We start from the raw sequence: 14,469 nt of genomic DNA on the forward strand, positions 1-14,469 counted from the left end.
CTGATCAAACAACCGTAAGGACAAAAGCAAATGGGTGTATCCGACGCGATGGCATTTCTGGATTTCTCCGCGCTGGCGCAAGCGCCGCTGGGCGGCGGGAAGCGCGACGTTGTCGAGCCCGCGACCGGCAATGTGATGTGCACGGTGGGCATCGCCAACGCGGCGGATGTGGCCGCGGCCACGCGGGCGGCGGCCAATGCACAAAAGCCCTGGGCCGCCCTGCCCCCGCGCGAGAGGGCCGACGTCTTCCGCCGCGCCGGCGCGCTGTTCCAGCAGCACTTCGACGAACTCGCGCTGTATGCCACGCGGGAGACCGGCGGCATATTGCCCAAGGGGCAGCATGAGATACGCGAAGCCATCACCATCTGCCACCTGGCCGCCGCCATGCCGCTGCAGCCCCAGGGCCATGTGCTGCCCAGCGTGCCGGGGCGCACCAGCATCGCCCGCCGCGTGCCGCACGGCGTGGTGGGTGTCATCTCGCCCTTCAACTTTCCACTGATCCTGACGCTGCGCGCGGTGGCGCCGGCGCTGGCCGCGGGCAATGCGGTGGTGATCAAGCCCGACACCCGCACGCCGGTGACCGGAGGCCTCATGATCGCACGCATTTTTGCGGAGGCGGGCCTGCCCAAGGATTTGCTGCATGTGTTGCCCGGCGACGCCGAAGCCGGCGAAGCCTTGGTCACCGACCCGCTGGTGCCGATGATCGCCTTCACCGGCTCGCCCGCGGTGGGCAGGCGCATCGGCGAGCTCGCGGGCAAGCACCTCAAGAAGGTGTCGCTGGAACTCGGCGGCGCGAACTCGCTGATCATCCTGGACGATGCCGACCTGGACATTGCCGCGAGCAACGCCGCCTGGGCCGCCTACCTGCACCAGGGCCAGATCTGCATGGCCGCCAACCGCATCCTCGTTCACCAGAGCATCGCGGCCCCGCTGCTGCAGCGCCTGGTCGCCAAGGCCACGCACCTGCCGGTCGGCGACGGTGCCACCGGCCAGGTCGCGCTCGGGCCGCTGATCGATGCGCGCCAGCGTGATCGCGTGCATGCCATCGTGCAGGACAGCATCAAGGCCGGCGCCAAGCTGGAAGCCGGCGGAAGCTACGACGGCCTGTTCTACAAGCCGACGGTGCTGTCCGGCGTCAAGCCCGGCATGCGCGTGTTCGATGAAGAGACCTTCGGCCCGGTGGCCAACATCGTCACTTTCGGCAACGACGAGGAAGCGGTCGCGCTGGCCAACAACAACACCGGCAGCCTGGCCTGCGCCGTGATTTCGCGCTCGGTGGGCCGCGCCATGGCGGTGGGGCAGCAGCTCAAGGCCGGCATGGTTCACATCAACGACCAGACCGTCAACGACGACTGCGTCAACCCCTTCGGCGGCCCTGGCATCGCGGGCAACGGCACCAGCGTGGGCGGCCCGTCCGACTGGGAGGAATACACGCAATGGCAATGGATGACCGTCAAGGACACCGCGCCCATGTTCCCGTTCTGAACGGACCGCTTCAGCTTTTTCGATTTTTTTGGCTCACCACATCAAGGAGACCTTCATGAATCCGCACACCCGGGAGGCTTTATGAGCCTGCAAGGCAAAACCATTGTCATCACCGGCACCTCGTCCGGCATAGGCGCCGAGGTGGCCAGGCTGGCGCGCTTTCAGGGCGCCACGGTCATCGGCATGGACCGCAACGATCCCAGCCTGACGCTGGACGGCTTCATCAAGGCCGACCTCGGCACCGCCGCGGCCATCGATGCCGCCGTGGCCCAGTTGCCGGCGCAGGTTGACGCGCTGTGCAACATCGCCGGCGTACCCGGCACGGCAGACGGCGAGCTGGTGGCCCGCGTGAATTACCTGGGCCTGCGGCATCTGACGGAAAAGGTGCTGGCGCGCATGCCGCGCGGCGGCAGCATCGTCAACGTGGCGTCCATCCTGGGCGCCGAATGGCCGCAGCGGCTGGCCCTGCACAAAGAGCTGGCGGCAGCGAAGGGTTTCGAGGCCGGTGCCGCCTGGCTGCGCAGCCACCCTGTGCCGCAAGCCACCTGCTACCAGTACTTCAAGGAAGCCTTGATCGTCTGGAACGCCACGCAGTCGCAGGAGTGGTTCCTGGGCAAAGGTGTGCGCATGAACTGCGTGGCGCCCGGCCCGGTGTTCACGCCCATCCTGGGCGACTTCGTGGCGATGCTGGGCCAGGAGCGCGTTCAGGCCGATGCCCACCGCATGCTGCGCCCCGGCTTTGCCGACGAAATCGCACCCGTCATCGCATGGCTGTGCGGCGACGCCGCGCGCTGGGTCAGCGGCGCCAACATTCCTGTCGACGGCGGCCTGGCCTCCACCTATATCTAACTATATCTAACGCTGACACGCCGCGGGTGCGAGGGCACCCATCCCCCATTCACGTAACAACGACGACATAACGAGGAGACATTCGATGAACAAGGTATTCACACCCTTCAGGCCAGCCACGCTGGCCTTGGCCTGCGGCCTGGCTTGCGCACTGCCGGCTCACGCCCTGGAACTGGACAACGGCGACCCCGACACCAAAATCCGGCTGGACTTCACACCCAAGTACAGCCTGGCCTGGCGGCTGAAGGACCCGTCCGCACTGCTCACCTCGCCGGCCGCCCGCGGCGATGGCGGTGTGACCAATGAAAACGATGGCGACCTCAACTTCAAGAAGGGCCTGATCTCCAACCGCGCCGACCTGTTGACCGAATTTGACTACAGCCGCAGCAACTGGGGCCTGCGCATCAGCCACTCCGCCTGGTACGACTCGCAGTACCTGCGCGCCAATGCCAATGACGGCACGGCAGGCGTCAGCAACTTCGCCGGCCAGGCCGCCAACCAGTTCGTCCCGGCAACGCGGGACCAGCACGGCCGCGGTGACGAATTCCTCGACGCCTTTGTCTGGGGCAAGGGATCCATCGGCAGCATGCCGGCCTCGATACGCGTCGGCAAGCACGCGCTGCAGTACGGGGAGAGTGTGTTCTTCGGCCAGAACGGCATCGCCAACGCGCAGGGCCCGGTGGACATCGCCAAAATCGTCTCGGTGCCGAACTGGCAGTTCAAGGAAGTGCTGCTGCCGGTGGAGCAGATCTCCGGCACGCTGCAGGTGGCCGAGGGCGTGACACTGGGCGGCTACTACCAGCTCAAGTGGCGGCCCAGCAAAATCCCCGGCGTCGGCAGTTATTTCTCCAACCAGGACTACATAGGCGGCGGCCGGGTCTACCTCGGCGGGCCGGTGCTGCCCACCGACACCAGCCGCGACCAGAAGCCGGGCGACAGCGGCCAGTTCGGTGCCCAGTTGCGTTGGGCGCCGGCCGGAGGCAACTATGAGTTCGGCGTGTACGCGGCACGCTACAACGACAAGACCCCGGCTGTTCCGGTGTTTGACCTGATCAACGGCAATGTGCACAACGTCTATGCCAAGGGCATCAAGACTTTTGGTGCCAGCGTCACGTCATCGATAGGACAGCTCAACTGGGCACTGGAGGGCTCGGTGCGCACCGACGCGCCACTGGCCAGCGACCCCGCCGTGCTGGGCGGTGCACCCTTCATGCCACCGGCCAACTGCGACGGCTCTCCCTCCAACCCGTGCTATGCAACCGGCAAGACGGCGCACCTGAATCTGTCGGGCATTTACGTGCTCAACAAGTCCAGCCTGTGGGACGGCGGCGCCCTGGTGGCCGAACTGGCCTGGAACCGGCTCATGAGCGTGACCAAAAACCCCAGCGCCGTCGGCTTTGGCGGGCTGGATCCCAACGCAACGCGGAACGCCGCGGCGTTCCGCATGATCTTTGAGCCGCAGTACTTCCAGGTTTTGCCCGGCCTGGACCTGTCATTCCCGCTGGGTCTGGGCTACAACTTCGGCGGCCGTTCCGCAGCCGTTATCAACTTTGCCGGCGGGGCCAGCAAGGCGGGCGACGTGAGCATAGGCATCAAGGGCAAATACCAGAACGTCTGGAATTTCGCCTTGAACTACACCGCCTTCGTCGGCAAGGAAAACACCCTGACCGTCACGGACCCCAGCACCCCCACCCGCATGCTGTCCTACGGACAGACCCTGAAAGACCGCAACTTCGTTTCCTTCACCGCTTCCCGCACTTTCTGAAAAACATTACAGAGACAACCATCATGATGCAGACCGCAAAACACTCATTGCTCGTGGCCGCCCTGCTGGCCGGCGCCATGTCCGCCCAGGCCGCCGTCACCGCCGAAGAGGCCGCCAAACTCAGATCCTCGCTGACCCCGATGGGCGCCGAAAAAGCCGGCAACAAGGAAGGCACCATTCCGCCGTGGGAAGGGGGCCTCGCCAAGGCCACCCCGGGCTACAAGAACGGCGATGCCCGGCCCGACCTGTATCCCAACGAAAAACCCATCCTGTCGATCAACGCCAAAAACATGGCGCAGCACGCCGACAAGCTGACCGACGGCGTGCAGGCGCTGATGAAGAAGTACCCCGACTTCCGCATCGACGTCTACCCCACGCACCGCACCGCGGCGGCGCCGCAGTCGGTGTACGACAACACCTTCAGGAACGCCACCCGGGCCAAGACCATTGAAGGCGGCTACGGCATGGAAGGTGCTTTTGGCGGTACACCATTTCCGATTCCCAAAGACGGCTATGAAGCCATGTGGAACCAGCGCACAGCCTGGCGCGGCGGCAACTTTTCCATGCCGATGCGCGTGTGGGTGGTGACGTCCGATGGCAAGCGCACCATGGCCTCCGGCGGCACGCAAACCATACGCCAGGCCTTCTACGACAAGGACGGGAGCGCCGAAAAGTTCGACGGCTACTACCAGTACGGCAAGCTGGTGGTCAACGCACCGGGCTCCAAAGCGGGCGAAGCCATCCTGGCGCTCGACGGTGTTTCGGATGCCGCGCCGCGCGGCCTGTGGCAGTACCTGGTGGGCCAGCGCCGCGTGCGCAAAGCGCCTTCCGTGGCGTATGACACACCCGACTCGGTGACCTCCGGCATCGGTCTGTTCGACGAGGCCTTCACGCTGTTTGGCCCGATCGACAAACACGAATTCAAGCTGCTGGGCAAGAAGGAAATCTACATCCCCTATAACAACAACCGCGCAGCTTCCGCCAAGATCGAAGACCTGGTGACGCCCAACACGCTGAACCCGACCCAGGTGCGCTGGGAGTTGCACCGCGTGTGGGAAGTCGAGGCCACACTGGCTGCCGGCAAGCGCCATGTGGTGCCCAAACGCAAGTACTACATCGACGAAGACTCCTGGCAGATCGCACTGTTCGACGGCTGGGACGCCAAAGGTCAGCTCTGGCGCACCAACTACGCACTGATGCTGACGGCACCGGACGTCCCCGCCGTGACCAACGTCGTGCTGTGGGGCGGCTATGACATGCAGACCGGCGCCTACTACCTGAACATGGCCTCCAACGAGCTGCCCAAACAGTATGAAGTGCAGCCGCCGATCCCGCGCTCCTTCTTCAGCGCTGAATCGCTCGCCAGCGAAGGCGCTCGCTGATGACCGGAAGTGCCCAGCCTCGCGTTGCGCGGCGGACAGCCCTGATGGGGCTGCTCGGCTGGGTGGCCTCCGCTGCACTCCCCGCATGGGCTGCCAACGGGCCCGCCGTATTGTCACAGCCGGCGCTGGTCACGCCCAAGGCGTCAGGCGCGGCCACATTGGCCGTGACACGGGCCGGCACCCGGCTCGTGGCGGTGGGAGAGCGTGGCACGGTGTTGCTGTCGGATGACCATGGCGCCACCTGGCGACAGGCGCAGGTGCCTGTGCAAGCCACCTTGACGGCCGTGTGTTTCGCCGATGAACGCACCGGCTGGGCCGCAGGACATCTGGGCGTGATTTTGCGCAGCGTTGACGGCGGAGCCACCTGGGAAAAACAGCTTGACGGCATGCAGGCGGCCGAGCTGGTGAAGCAGGTAGCGCAGCGCAGCGGCGACAGCCAGGCCATGGCACAGGCGGAGCGCCTGGTGGAAGAAGGTGCGGACAAACCGTTCTTTGACCTGGAATTCGTGGATGCCCGGCGCGGCTTTGCCGTCGGTGCTTACAGCCTGATGTTTGCCACCGAAGACGGCGGCAAGACGTGGGCCGCATGGGGACTACGGCTGCCCAACCCGAAAGCCCTTCATCTGTACGGCGTGCGCGCCCACGGCCGCACGCTGGTGATCGCCGGTGAGCAGGGCTTGCTGCTGCGCTCAAGTGACGGCGGGGCCAGCTTTACCGCGTTGCAGTCACCGTACAAGGGCAGCTTTTTCGGCCTGCTGCGCACCCGAGGCGGCGCGCTGGTGGCCTACGGCCTGCGCGGCTCGGCCTACCGCTCGACAGACGAGGGCGTGCACTGGGACAAGCTCGACACCGGCGTGCCCATGGCGGTGGGAGCCGGCATGGCTTTGCCGGACGGCGGTTTTGTTCTGATGAGCCAGGCGGGTGACGCCCTGATGGGCACCGCAGGCGGGCCCGGCCTGCGGCGCATCCCGGCACGCGAGCCGGTCCCGGTTTCCGGCGTTGCCCTGGCGGCCGACGGCAGCCTGGTGCTGGCAAGCCTGCGTGGCATGCGGCACTTGCCCGCACTGCCGGCAAATTGAAAACAACGAAGAGACATGCGCCGCCAATGGCGAAACTTTATGCACGCCGATTCCTCCTCTTCCGATCTCCAGCCCGTCGTCGCACGGCTTGAAGACTTTGACACGCGTTCGGGCACGCTGCTTGAGCGCGCTTTTTTCAATCACCGGCTCTGGGTCATGGCGGTGTGCCTGCTGCTGACCCTCGTGCTGGGCTGGCAGGCCACCAAGCTGCAGCTCAACGCCAGTTTTGAAAAAACCATCCCGACGGGCCACCCCTACATCGTCAACTACCTGGCCCACAAGGCCGACCTCGGCGGCCAGGCCAATGCCTTGCGGCTGGTGGTGGAGGCCCGGCAGGGCACGATCTTCGACAAGGCCTACCTCGATGCGCTGCAGAAGATCAACGACGAAATCTTTCTGCTGCCCGGTGTGGACCGGCCCTTCATGAAGTCGCTGTGGACCTCCAACACCCGCTGGGTGGCCGTGACCGAGGAAGGCCTGGACGGCGGGCCAGTGATCCCTGATGCCTACGACGGCTCACCCGCCAGCCTTGCCGGGCTGCGCGCCAACGTCGAGCGCTCGGGCGAAATCGGCCAGCTGGTGGCGGGCGACTTCAAGTCCAGCATCGTGTTTGTTCCCTTGCTGGACCGTAATCCGGAAACCGGTAAGGCGCTGGACTATGGCGATTTGTCACGCCAGATCGAAGTCCTGCGCGCCAAGCACGGCAACGATGCGCTGCAGATTCGTGTGACCGGCTTCGCCAAGGTGGCTGGTGATCTGATCGAGGGCCTGCATCAGGTGCTGCTGTTCTTCCTGCTGGCTCTCGCCATCACCACCGCGGTGCTGTTTGCCTACACCCGCTGCGCCCGCAGCACAGCGCTTGTGGTGGCGTGTTCGGTGGTGGCGGTAGTCTGGCAGTTCGGCCTGCTGGCATTGCTGGGTTATGAGCTCGACCCTTATTCAGTTCTGGTGCCCTTCCTGGTGTTCGCCATCGGCATGAGCCACGGCGCGCAAAAGATGAACGGCATCATGCAGGACATCGGCCGCGGCACACACCGGGTGGTCGCAGCGCGCTACACCTTTCGGCGCCTGTTCGTCGCGGGCCTGACCGCGCTGCTCTGCGATGCCGTGGGCTTCGCAGTGCTGGTCATCATCCAGATCAAGGTTATCCAGGACCTGGCCCTGATTGCCAGCATCGGCGTGGCGGTTCTCATCTTCACCAACCTCGTGCTGCTGCCCATCCTGTTGTCTTACGTGGGCGTGGCCCCCACGGCGGCGGCACGCAGCCTGCGCCAGGAAGCATCGCAAGGGGCACAACGTTCATGGCTGTGGGCCTTGCTGGATCACTTCACGCAAAAGCGCTGGGCCACGGCAGCAGTGGTCGTTGCGGCGCTCATGGCCGCAGGCGGCTATGCCATCAGCCTGCATTTGAAAATCGGCGACCTCGACCCCGGCGCATCCGAACTACGGCCCAGTTCACGCTACAACCAGGACAACGCCTACCAGATTGCCCACTACGCAGCGAGTGCCGACATCCTGACCGTGATGGTGACCACGCCCGCGGATAAATGCACGGCCTATGGCACGCTGGCCAAGGTGGACGCCCTGGCCTGGCAGCTTGAGCAAGTGCCGGGTGTGGAATCCACCAACTCGATGGCCGCGCTGTCCAAGCTGGCCATGGTGGGCTACAACGAAGGCAACTTCAAGTGGTTTGAGCTGCTCCCCAACGAAGGCGCTTTGGGCGGCGTGCAGACGCGCGCACCCCGCGAGCTTTTCAACCAGAGCTGCTCTTTCCTCGCGCTGTACGTCTACCTGAAGGACCACAAAGCCGAAACCCTGGCACGCGTGGTGGCAGATGTGGACCGCTTCGCTGCGGTCAACAACACGCAGGACGTCACCTTCAAGCTGGCCGCGGGCAGCGCCGGCATTGATGCGGCGACCAATATCGTGGTGGGCAAGGCCATGCGCGAGATGCTGCTGTGGGTGTATGCAGCGGTGGTGATTTTGTGCTGGATCACCTTCCGCTCCTGGCGCGCAGTGGTGGTGGCGGTGCTGCCGCTGGTGTTGACCTCGATCCTGTGCGAGGCTCTGATGGTGGGCCTGGGCATGGGGGTCAAGGTCGCCACGCTGCCGGTGATTGCGCTTGGCGTGGGCATCGGCGTGGACTATGCCCTCTATGTGCTCAGCATCACGCTGGCCCGCATGCGCGAAGGTGCCAGCCTGTCCGAGGCCTACCACCATGCGCTGCAGTTCACCGGCCGCGTGGTTCTGCTCACCGGCATCACGCTGGCGCTGGCCATCGGCACCTGGGCTTTTTCACCGATCAAGTTCCAGGCCGACATGGGCATTTTGCTGGCCTTCATGTTTGTCTGGAACATGGTGGGGGCGCTGGTCCTGCTGCCCGCGCTTGGCTACTTCCTGCTGCGGCCGGCAGTGGCCCTGCCCACGCCGGTCAATGTACGAGTGCCGGTATGAGCCGGCGTGGCGACACACTGACCCGCCGCACGCGCAGGCTTCTTGCCACGGCGATGCTGCTGGGCGCGGCCGCGGCAAGCCATGCCGCGCCCGACGCCCTGGTCGTCGGCCAGTCTCTGCCGCTCACCGGCGCGGGCTTTCCGGTCGCCAACCGTGTGCTGGCCGGCGCCCGCGCGCATGTGGAGCGCGTCAACGTGTCAGGCGGAATCGCCGGGCGCCGCATCGAGCTGGTGACGCTGGATGACGGCGGCGACCCACGGCGCGTGGCGGCCAACCTGCGCATCCTGGTGGGCCAGCACAAGGCAGTGCTCATCGCCAATTGCCTCGGTGAACGGGCCTGCCTTGAGGCCGCCCAGGCCACGCGTGAACTTCGCGTGCCGCTGGTCGGCCCGATGTCGGGCGCGTCGGCTTTGCGTTCTCCCGATGTCCGCCATGTTTTCAGCCTGCGGCCGGATGATGCGCGAGAGGCCGATGCACTGGCGCGCCAGCTGGCATCCATCGGCGTCACCCGGGTGGCGGTGCTGGCCGACGGTTCCGAACCGGCGCGCACCGAGGCGCTGGTGGCAGCCTTGCAACGCGACGGCCGGCAGGTCACACGCATCACCGCCGACGCGCGGCTGTCGTCCATCGAAGCGGCATTCCGCGACGTGGCCAAGGCCGCGCCGCAGGCCCTGGTACTCAACCTGGGCAACGAGGTGCTGGATGCGCTGGGGCGGCTTCCGGCCGCAGCCTATGACAGTGTGCCGTCCACCATCGCCACTTTGTCGACGGCGGGGCTGACGCAGCTGACACGGCTGTTTCGCAACCGGCTGGTGGGCTACACCAGCGTGGTGCCGAATCCCGAGGTGGCCCGCCTGCCCATCGTGCGTGAGCTCGAGCGCGATGCAGACGATTTCATCGGCCCCGAGGCTATGACCTTCGAAGGCCTGGAGTCCTACCTGAACCTGCGTGTCTGCACGGAAGCCTTGCGCCGTGCCGGCCCGCGCACCGACAGCCAGCGCCTCGGCGAGGCGATTGAAAGCCTTGGAGCACTGGACCTGGGCGGCTTCAGGCTCTCGTTCGGTCGGGAGCGGCACCACGCTTCGGACCATGTCGAGATCGGCATGCGGGCGCGCGATGGAAAACTAATTCGGTGACACCCCCTAGGCGCCTGCGGCCCGGCAAAGCCGGTTCCGCGCTGACCCTTGTACTGCAACTGTGAACTGCCAAGGACTGCAATGACCATATCTACCATCCCCACCGTGCTCGAGACGGCTCCGCTGGACCCCGCCTTGGCCGGCTTTCTGGCGCAGGCGGCCGCGCAGGGCAACCCGCCCCTGGAAAGCCTGCCCCCCGCCATCGCGCGGCAGGTTTACCGCGAGCTGGCCGGCACCTTGGGCTTGCCGGCCCCAGCCATCGGGGAAGTGAACGACACCAGCTTCCCCGGCCCCAGCGGTCCGCTGCGCCTTCGTGTATACCGGCCCGAAGCTGCAGGCCCCTGGCCCGTGCTGCTGTATGCGCATGGCGGTGGTTTTGTGATCGGCGATCTGGAGACCCACGACAAGGTTTGCCGCACGCTGTGCCACCACAGCGGCATGCTGGTCGTGGCGGTGGACTACCGGCTGGCGCCGGAGCACCCCTTCCCCGCCGCACCGGACGACGTCGAGGCCGCCTTGCGCTGGGTACTCGCAAATGCCTCTGCGTTGGGCGGCGACGCAAACCGTATCGCGGTGGCCGGCGACAGCGCCGGCGCGCAGCTGGCACTGGTGGCATCACGGCGCGTGAACGCAAAAGCCGTTCGCGCGCTCGGCCTGATCTATCCGGTGGCACAGCACCCCAGCCAGCCCAGCGCCTCCTACCCGGAGAACGAAGGCAAATTTCTCAGCATGGGCGTGATGCAGTGGTTTATGGCCAGCTATCTCGGCAAGCAGACCGATGCGGACAAGCATCCTGACTTTGCTTTGCTGGACTCAGGGGGCCTGGCGAACCTTCCCGCCACATGGGTCGCCACCATGGGCCACGACCCGCTGCGCGACGAGGGCCACGCCCTCGCCCGGCGCATGGACTCTGCCGGGGTAGAGGTGACGCACCGCCACTACCCCAGTGCCATTCATGCCTGTATACATTTCACGGCGGTGTCGCCCATCGGCCTGCGGGTCGTGACGGACCTGGCGCGGTGGTTGCGCGAACAGACCTGACCGGCTTGCGGCCGGCATCATGACGTCACGCGGGGCGGTCTGTCTCCACCCGCCGGCTTTGCGCGAAGGCCACATACCAGTCCAGGCTGCCCGGGTTGGCCATGGCGTCTTTGTTGACGACTTTCTCCAACGGCTGGCCCAGCAGCAGTTTCTTGATCGGCAGCTCCTGCTTCTTGCCGGATAGCGTGCGTGGGATTTCAGGCACGACAAAAATCTCATTGGGCACAAAGCGCGGCGACAACGCCGTCTTGACGGCCTGGTTCAGGCGCACCTTCATCGCTTCGTCAAGCACATGGCCAGGCCGCAGCACCACAAAGAGCGGCATATAGCTTTCGCGACTCAGGTATTCGAGGTCGACCACCATGGAGTCCAGCACTTCGGGCAGCGCCTCAATCGCGCTGTAGAGCTCGCTGGTGCCCATGCGCAGGCCGTGGCGGTTGATAGTGGCATCGCTGCGGCCATAGATGATGCAGCTGCCCGAGGGCGTAACCTTGAGCCAGTCGCCATGCCGCCACACGCCGGGGTAGGTGTCGAAGTAGCTCGCGAGGTAGCGTTGGTTGTCCTTGTCGCCAACGAAGTACAGCGGCATGGACGGCAGCGGCTGCGTGCAGACCAGCTCACCGACTTCATCGACAACGGACTCGCCCTTGTCGTTCCAGGCCTCGACCGCGCAGCCGAGGATGCGGCATTGCATTTCGCCGGGAACCACGGGCAGTTCGCGGTTGCCGCCTATAAACGCACCGGCGAAATCAGTCCCGCCGGAGATATTGCACCACCAGATTGGTGCCCCCACGCTTTTCACTTCGTGTACCTCCGGCGTTACGCTGCCCCTTTCCCCTGAAATTGGGGCTGCCTGGCCTTGGGGCGGCCCGGCGGCCAGGCGTGTCCGGTTTTCCCGATCACGTAGCTTTGCGAACTGCGCGGTACCCCATCGCTGCGTGTCTTCGCTGAGCGGTGATCCAGTTGTGCCCAGCGTACGAAGCCGGCCCAGGTCACCACACTGCGCAATGTCAATCCCCGCCTTCATGCAGTTGGCAAAGAAGGCCGCACCCGCACCAAAGAAAGTAGCACGCGTGTTGGCGACAAAGCGCCACAGTGTGGTCCAGTCGGGCTTGTCCTTGTTCGTGCCCGCCGGGTTGCCGTCGTAGATGCAGCAGGTGGTACCGTTGAGCAGGCTGGCGGCCTGCACGTTCCACATGATCCAGCCGGTGGAGCTGTACCAGTGAAAGCGTTCCGGATTGGCCGGGTCGGCATAACTGGGTGCCAGGTCGTTGTGCAGGCGCAGCAGCGCCAGCCCCACCAAGGCCACGCCACCATGGCCGTGGACGATGGGTTTGGGCAGGCCGGTGGTGCCGCTGGAATAGACGATCCACAATGGATGGTCAAACGGCAGCCAGAGTGGCTCGAAGGCCGCTGTTTGTGCATCGTTTCGGGCTGTGGCGCTTTGCAGGTGTGCGCAATCAGCTATCAAATCAATAGCATTTGAATTGCCGGGCAGCACCTCGTGAAGGATCACGTGCGTGGCGCTTGGCAGCGCGGCGGCCAGCTCGGCCACCACGCTGCGGCGGTCGATGTCCTTGCCGCCGTAGTGCACGCCGTTGCAGGCGATCAGCACCTTGGGCTCAATCTGGCGAAAACGGTCCAGCACAGCGGGCGTGCCCATGTCGGGCGCGCACACACTCCACACGGCGCCTATGCTGACCGTCGCGAGGAAGGCGACCATGGTCTCGGGCGTGTTGGGCAGATAGGCGGCCACGCGGTCGCCGGGCTGTACGCCCTGCGCCTTCAGGTGCAGGGCCAGCGACGCCGACTGCCGGCGCATCTCGGCCCAGCCCAGTTCGCGCGCTGCTTCGCCGTTCGCCAGGCTGCCTTCACCGTGGCTGACGATGGCAGGCACGCCCGCCGCGTCGGCCGCGGCCGTGTGGCGGAACACCTGCTGCGCGTAGTTGCCCTGCGCACCGGGAAACCACTCGGCTCCCGGCATGCTGCGCCGGCCCAGCACGGCCGTGTGCGCAGTGGGCGACTGCAGTTCGAAGTAGTCCCAGATGCTTTGCCAGAAGGCGTCGAGGTCGGTGACCGACCAGCGCCACAGCGCGTCATAGTTGTCGAATGACAGGCCGCGCGTAGCCTGCAGCCAGTTTTGGTACTTGCGTATCTGGAACATGAACGCAACCATAAACCAAGAGCGGCGAATGCGACCGGGTGGTATCCCCGGCATGACTTATATTGATTGGCTCTGCTTAATCGGGCCGTCTCCCATGGGGCCGCCTGTGCCGCGCATCTGTCCGCCTGAAAGTATTCATTGAACAGCGAGCCCTGGGTCATCTACTGCGACGGCAGCGCCGTGCCGAACCCCGGCCGCATGGGTCTGGGCGCGCTTGTCATGGCGCCTGACGGGACCCGGCATCCGCTGTCTATTACCGCGGAAGGCCGGGGCTGCAACAACGAAGCGGAGCTGCGCGCGCTGATGGCGGCCATGCAATACGCCAGGCGGCAGGGTGCTACCCAATTGTTGATCCACTGCGACAACAGCGTGGTGGTGCAGCAGCTGGCGGGAACCGCCACTGAACCCTTCCTGCGCCTGGTTCCGCTGTTCGACGAGGTGCGCGCCGTGCTGCGGTCTTTCGAGTCGGCGCGGCTGGTGTGGATACCACGCCACCGCAACCAGGAAGCCGATGCCCTGGCCCGGGCGGCGGTGGGGCTGATGCCTAAAGGCCCCGCTCCAGCGGCCAGGCGCCGTCGTTAGCTGCACGTGTGAATGCTTCGTTCCCGCACGAAGCAACGAAGTGCCGTAGCCGCGTATATATGTGGATGTACCCGCATCACCCCGTACACCCGCCCAGGAGCAACGCATGGCCAAAGAGATTATTCGCGTCGAACCCCTTTCCACCTGGCTGCAGCGATGGAAGGCGCCCACCTCTGTCGTCACGCGTCATGGCGATACGGTCTATGTGGCCGGCTTGCCGCCGTTCGACCCCGCCACGGGTGAAGTTGTCCACGCATCTGTGGAACGCCAGACCGAACTGGTGTTGGAGCAAATGAAGCTCTGCCTGGAAACAGCAGGTTCATCGCTGGGCCAGGTGCTCAAATGCAACGTCTATTGCACCTCGGTCGAGAAGTTTGCAACGGTCAATGCCATTTACGCCCGCTACTTCCCCCAGGATCCACCGGCCCGGATTTTCATCTGCGTGCCGGCATGGCCAGGGCACTTTGACATTGAGATGGATTGCATCGCCGCCTGCTAGCGCGCGCGGAAGGCCCGAAAACCGTGACACGAT

11 protein-coding genes are annotated in these 14,469 nt (G+C 65.3%); 10 read left to right on the forward strand and 1 reads right to left on the reverse strand.

What is annotated here, in order from left to right; all coding sequences use genetic code 11:
- Positions 1–30: 30 nt before the first annotated feature.
- The 8 genes from AC1DZE_RS18610 (at position 31) to AC1DZE_RS18645 (ending at position 11,191) form a co-directional block, all read left to right on the forward strand.
- The gene (locus AC1DZE_RS18610; protein WP_477671779.1) at positions 31–1,485 is read left to right on the forward strand and encodes a benzaldehyde dehydrogenase; all 1,455 of its coding nucleotides are present in this window, start codon (positions 31–33) and stop codon (positions 1,483–1,485) included.
- An 81-nt stretch (positions 1,486–1,566) separates the two neighbouring features.
- Entirely contained in the window at positions 1,567–2,334 is a 768-nt protein-coding gene (locus AC1DZE_RS18615; RefSeq protein WP_477670359.1) for a coniferyl-alcohol dehydrogenase, read from the forward strand.
- Positions 2,335–2,419: 85 nt separating this feature from the next.
- Positions 2,420–4,099, forward strand: a complete 1,680-nt coding sequence (locus AC1DZE_RS18620) for a DUF1302 domain-containing protein (RefSeq protein WP_477670360.1) — start codon at positions 2,420–2,422, stop codon at positions 4,097–4,099.
- 23 nt (positions 4,100–4,122) lie between these two features.
- Entirely contained in the window at positions 4,123–5,481 is a 1,359-nt protein-coding gene (locus tag AC1DZE_RS18625) for a DUF1329 domain-containing protein (protein ID WP_477671780.1), read from the forward strand.
- Complete coding sequence (locus AC1DZE_RS18630; RefSeq protein WP_477671781.1) at positions 5,481–6,560, forward strand: WD40/YVTN/BNR-like repeat-containing protein; 1,080 nt, start codon at positions 5,481–5,483, stop codon at positions 6,558–6,560. Before AC1DZE_RS18625 ends, AC1DZE_RS18630 begins: the two co-directional genes overlap by 1 nt.
- A 39-nt stretch (positions 6,561–6,599) precedes the next feature.
- Positions 6,600–9,014 carry an efflux RND transporter permease subunit gene (locus tag AC1DZE_RS18635; protein WP_477670363.1) on the forward strand — a complete coding sequence of 805 codons (2,415 nt, stop codon included), beginning with the start codon at positions 6,600–6,602 and terminating at the stop codon, positions 9,012–9,014.
- Entirely contained in the window at positions 9,011–10,150 is a 1,140-nt protein-coding gene (locus AC1DZE_RS18640; protein WP_477670364.1) for an ABC transporter substrate-binding protein, read from the forward strand. Before AC1DZE_RS18635 ends, AC1DZE_RS18640 begins: the two co-directional genes overlap by 4 nt.
- Positions 10,151–10,231: 81 nt before the next feature.
- On the forward strand, positions 10,232–11,191 hold the full coding sequence (locus tag AC1DZE_RS18645; protein ID WP_477670365.1) for an alpha/beta hydrolase: 960 nt from the start codon (positions 10,232–10,234) through the stop codon (positions 11,189–11,191).
- Between the two features lie 25 nt (positions 11,192–11,216).
- Here AC1DZE_RS18645 and AC1DZE_RS18650 read toward each other — a convergent pair whose 3' ends face one another.
- The gene (locus AC1DZE_RS18650; protein WP_477670366.1) at positions 11,217–13,355 is read right to left on the reverse strand and encodes an acetoacetate--CoA ligase; all 2,139 of its coding nucleotides are present in this window, start codon (positions 13,353–13,355) and stop codon (positions 11,217–11,219) included.
- 138 nt (positions 13,356–13,493) lie between these two features.
- Here AC1DZE_RS18650 and AC1DZE_RS18655 point away from each other — a divergent pair, with 138 nt between their 5' ends.
- Complete coding sequence (locus AC1DZE_RS18655) at positions 13,494–13,937, forward strand: ribonuclease HI family protein (RefSeq protein WP_477670367.1); 444 nt, start codon at positions 13,494–13,496, stop codon at positions 13,935–13,937.
- A gap of 106 nt (positions 13,938–14,043) precedes the next feature.
- Positions 14,044–14,436: a RidA family protein gene (locus AC1DZE_RS18660; protein ID WP_477670368.1), complete on the forward strand. Its 393-nt coding sequence runs from the start codon at positions 14,044–14,046 to the stop codon at positions 14,434–14,436.
- The last annotated feature ends 33 nt before the right edge of the window (positions 14,437–14,469 follow it).

Source organism: Polaromonas sp. P1_F1, from assembly GCF_056405795.1.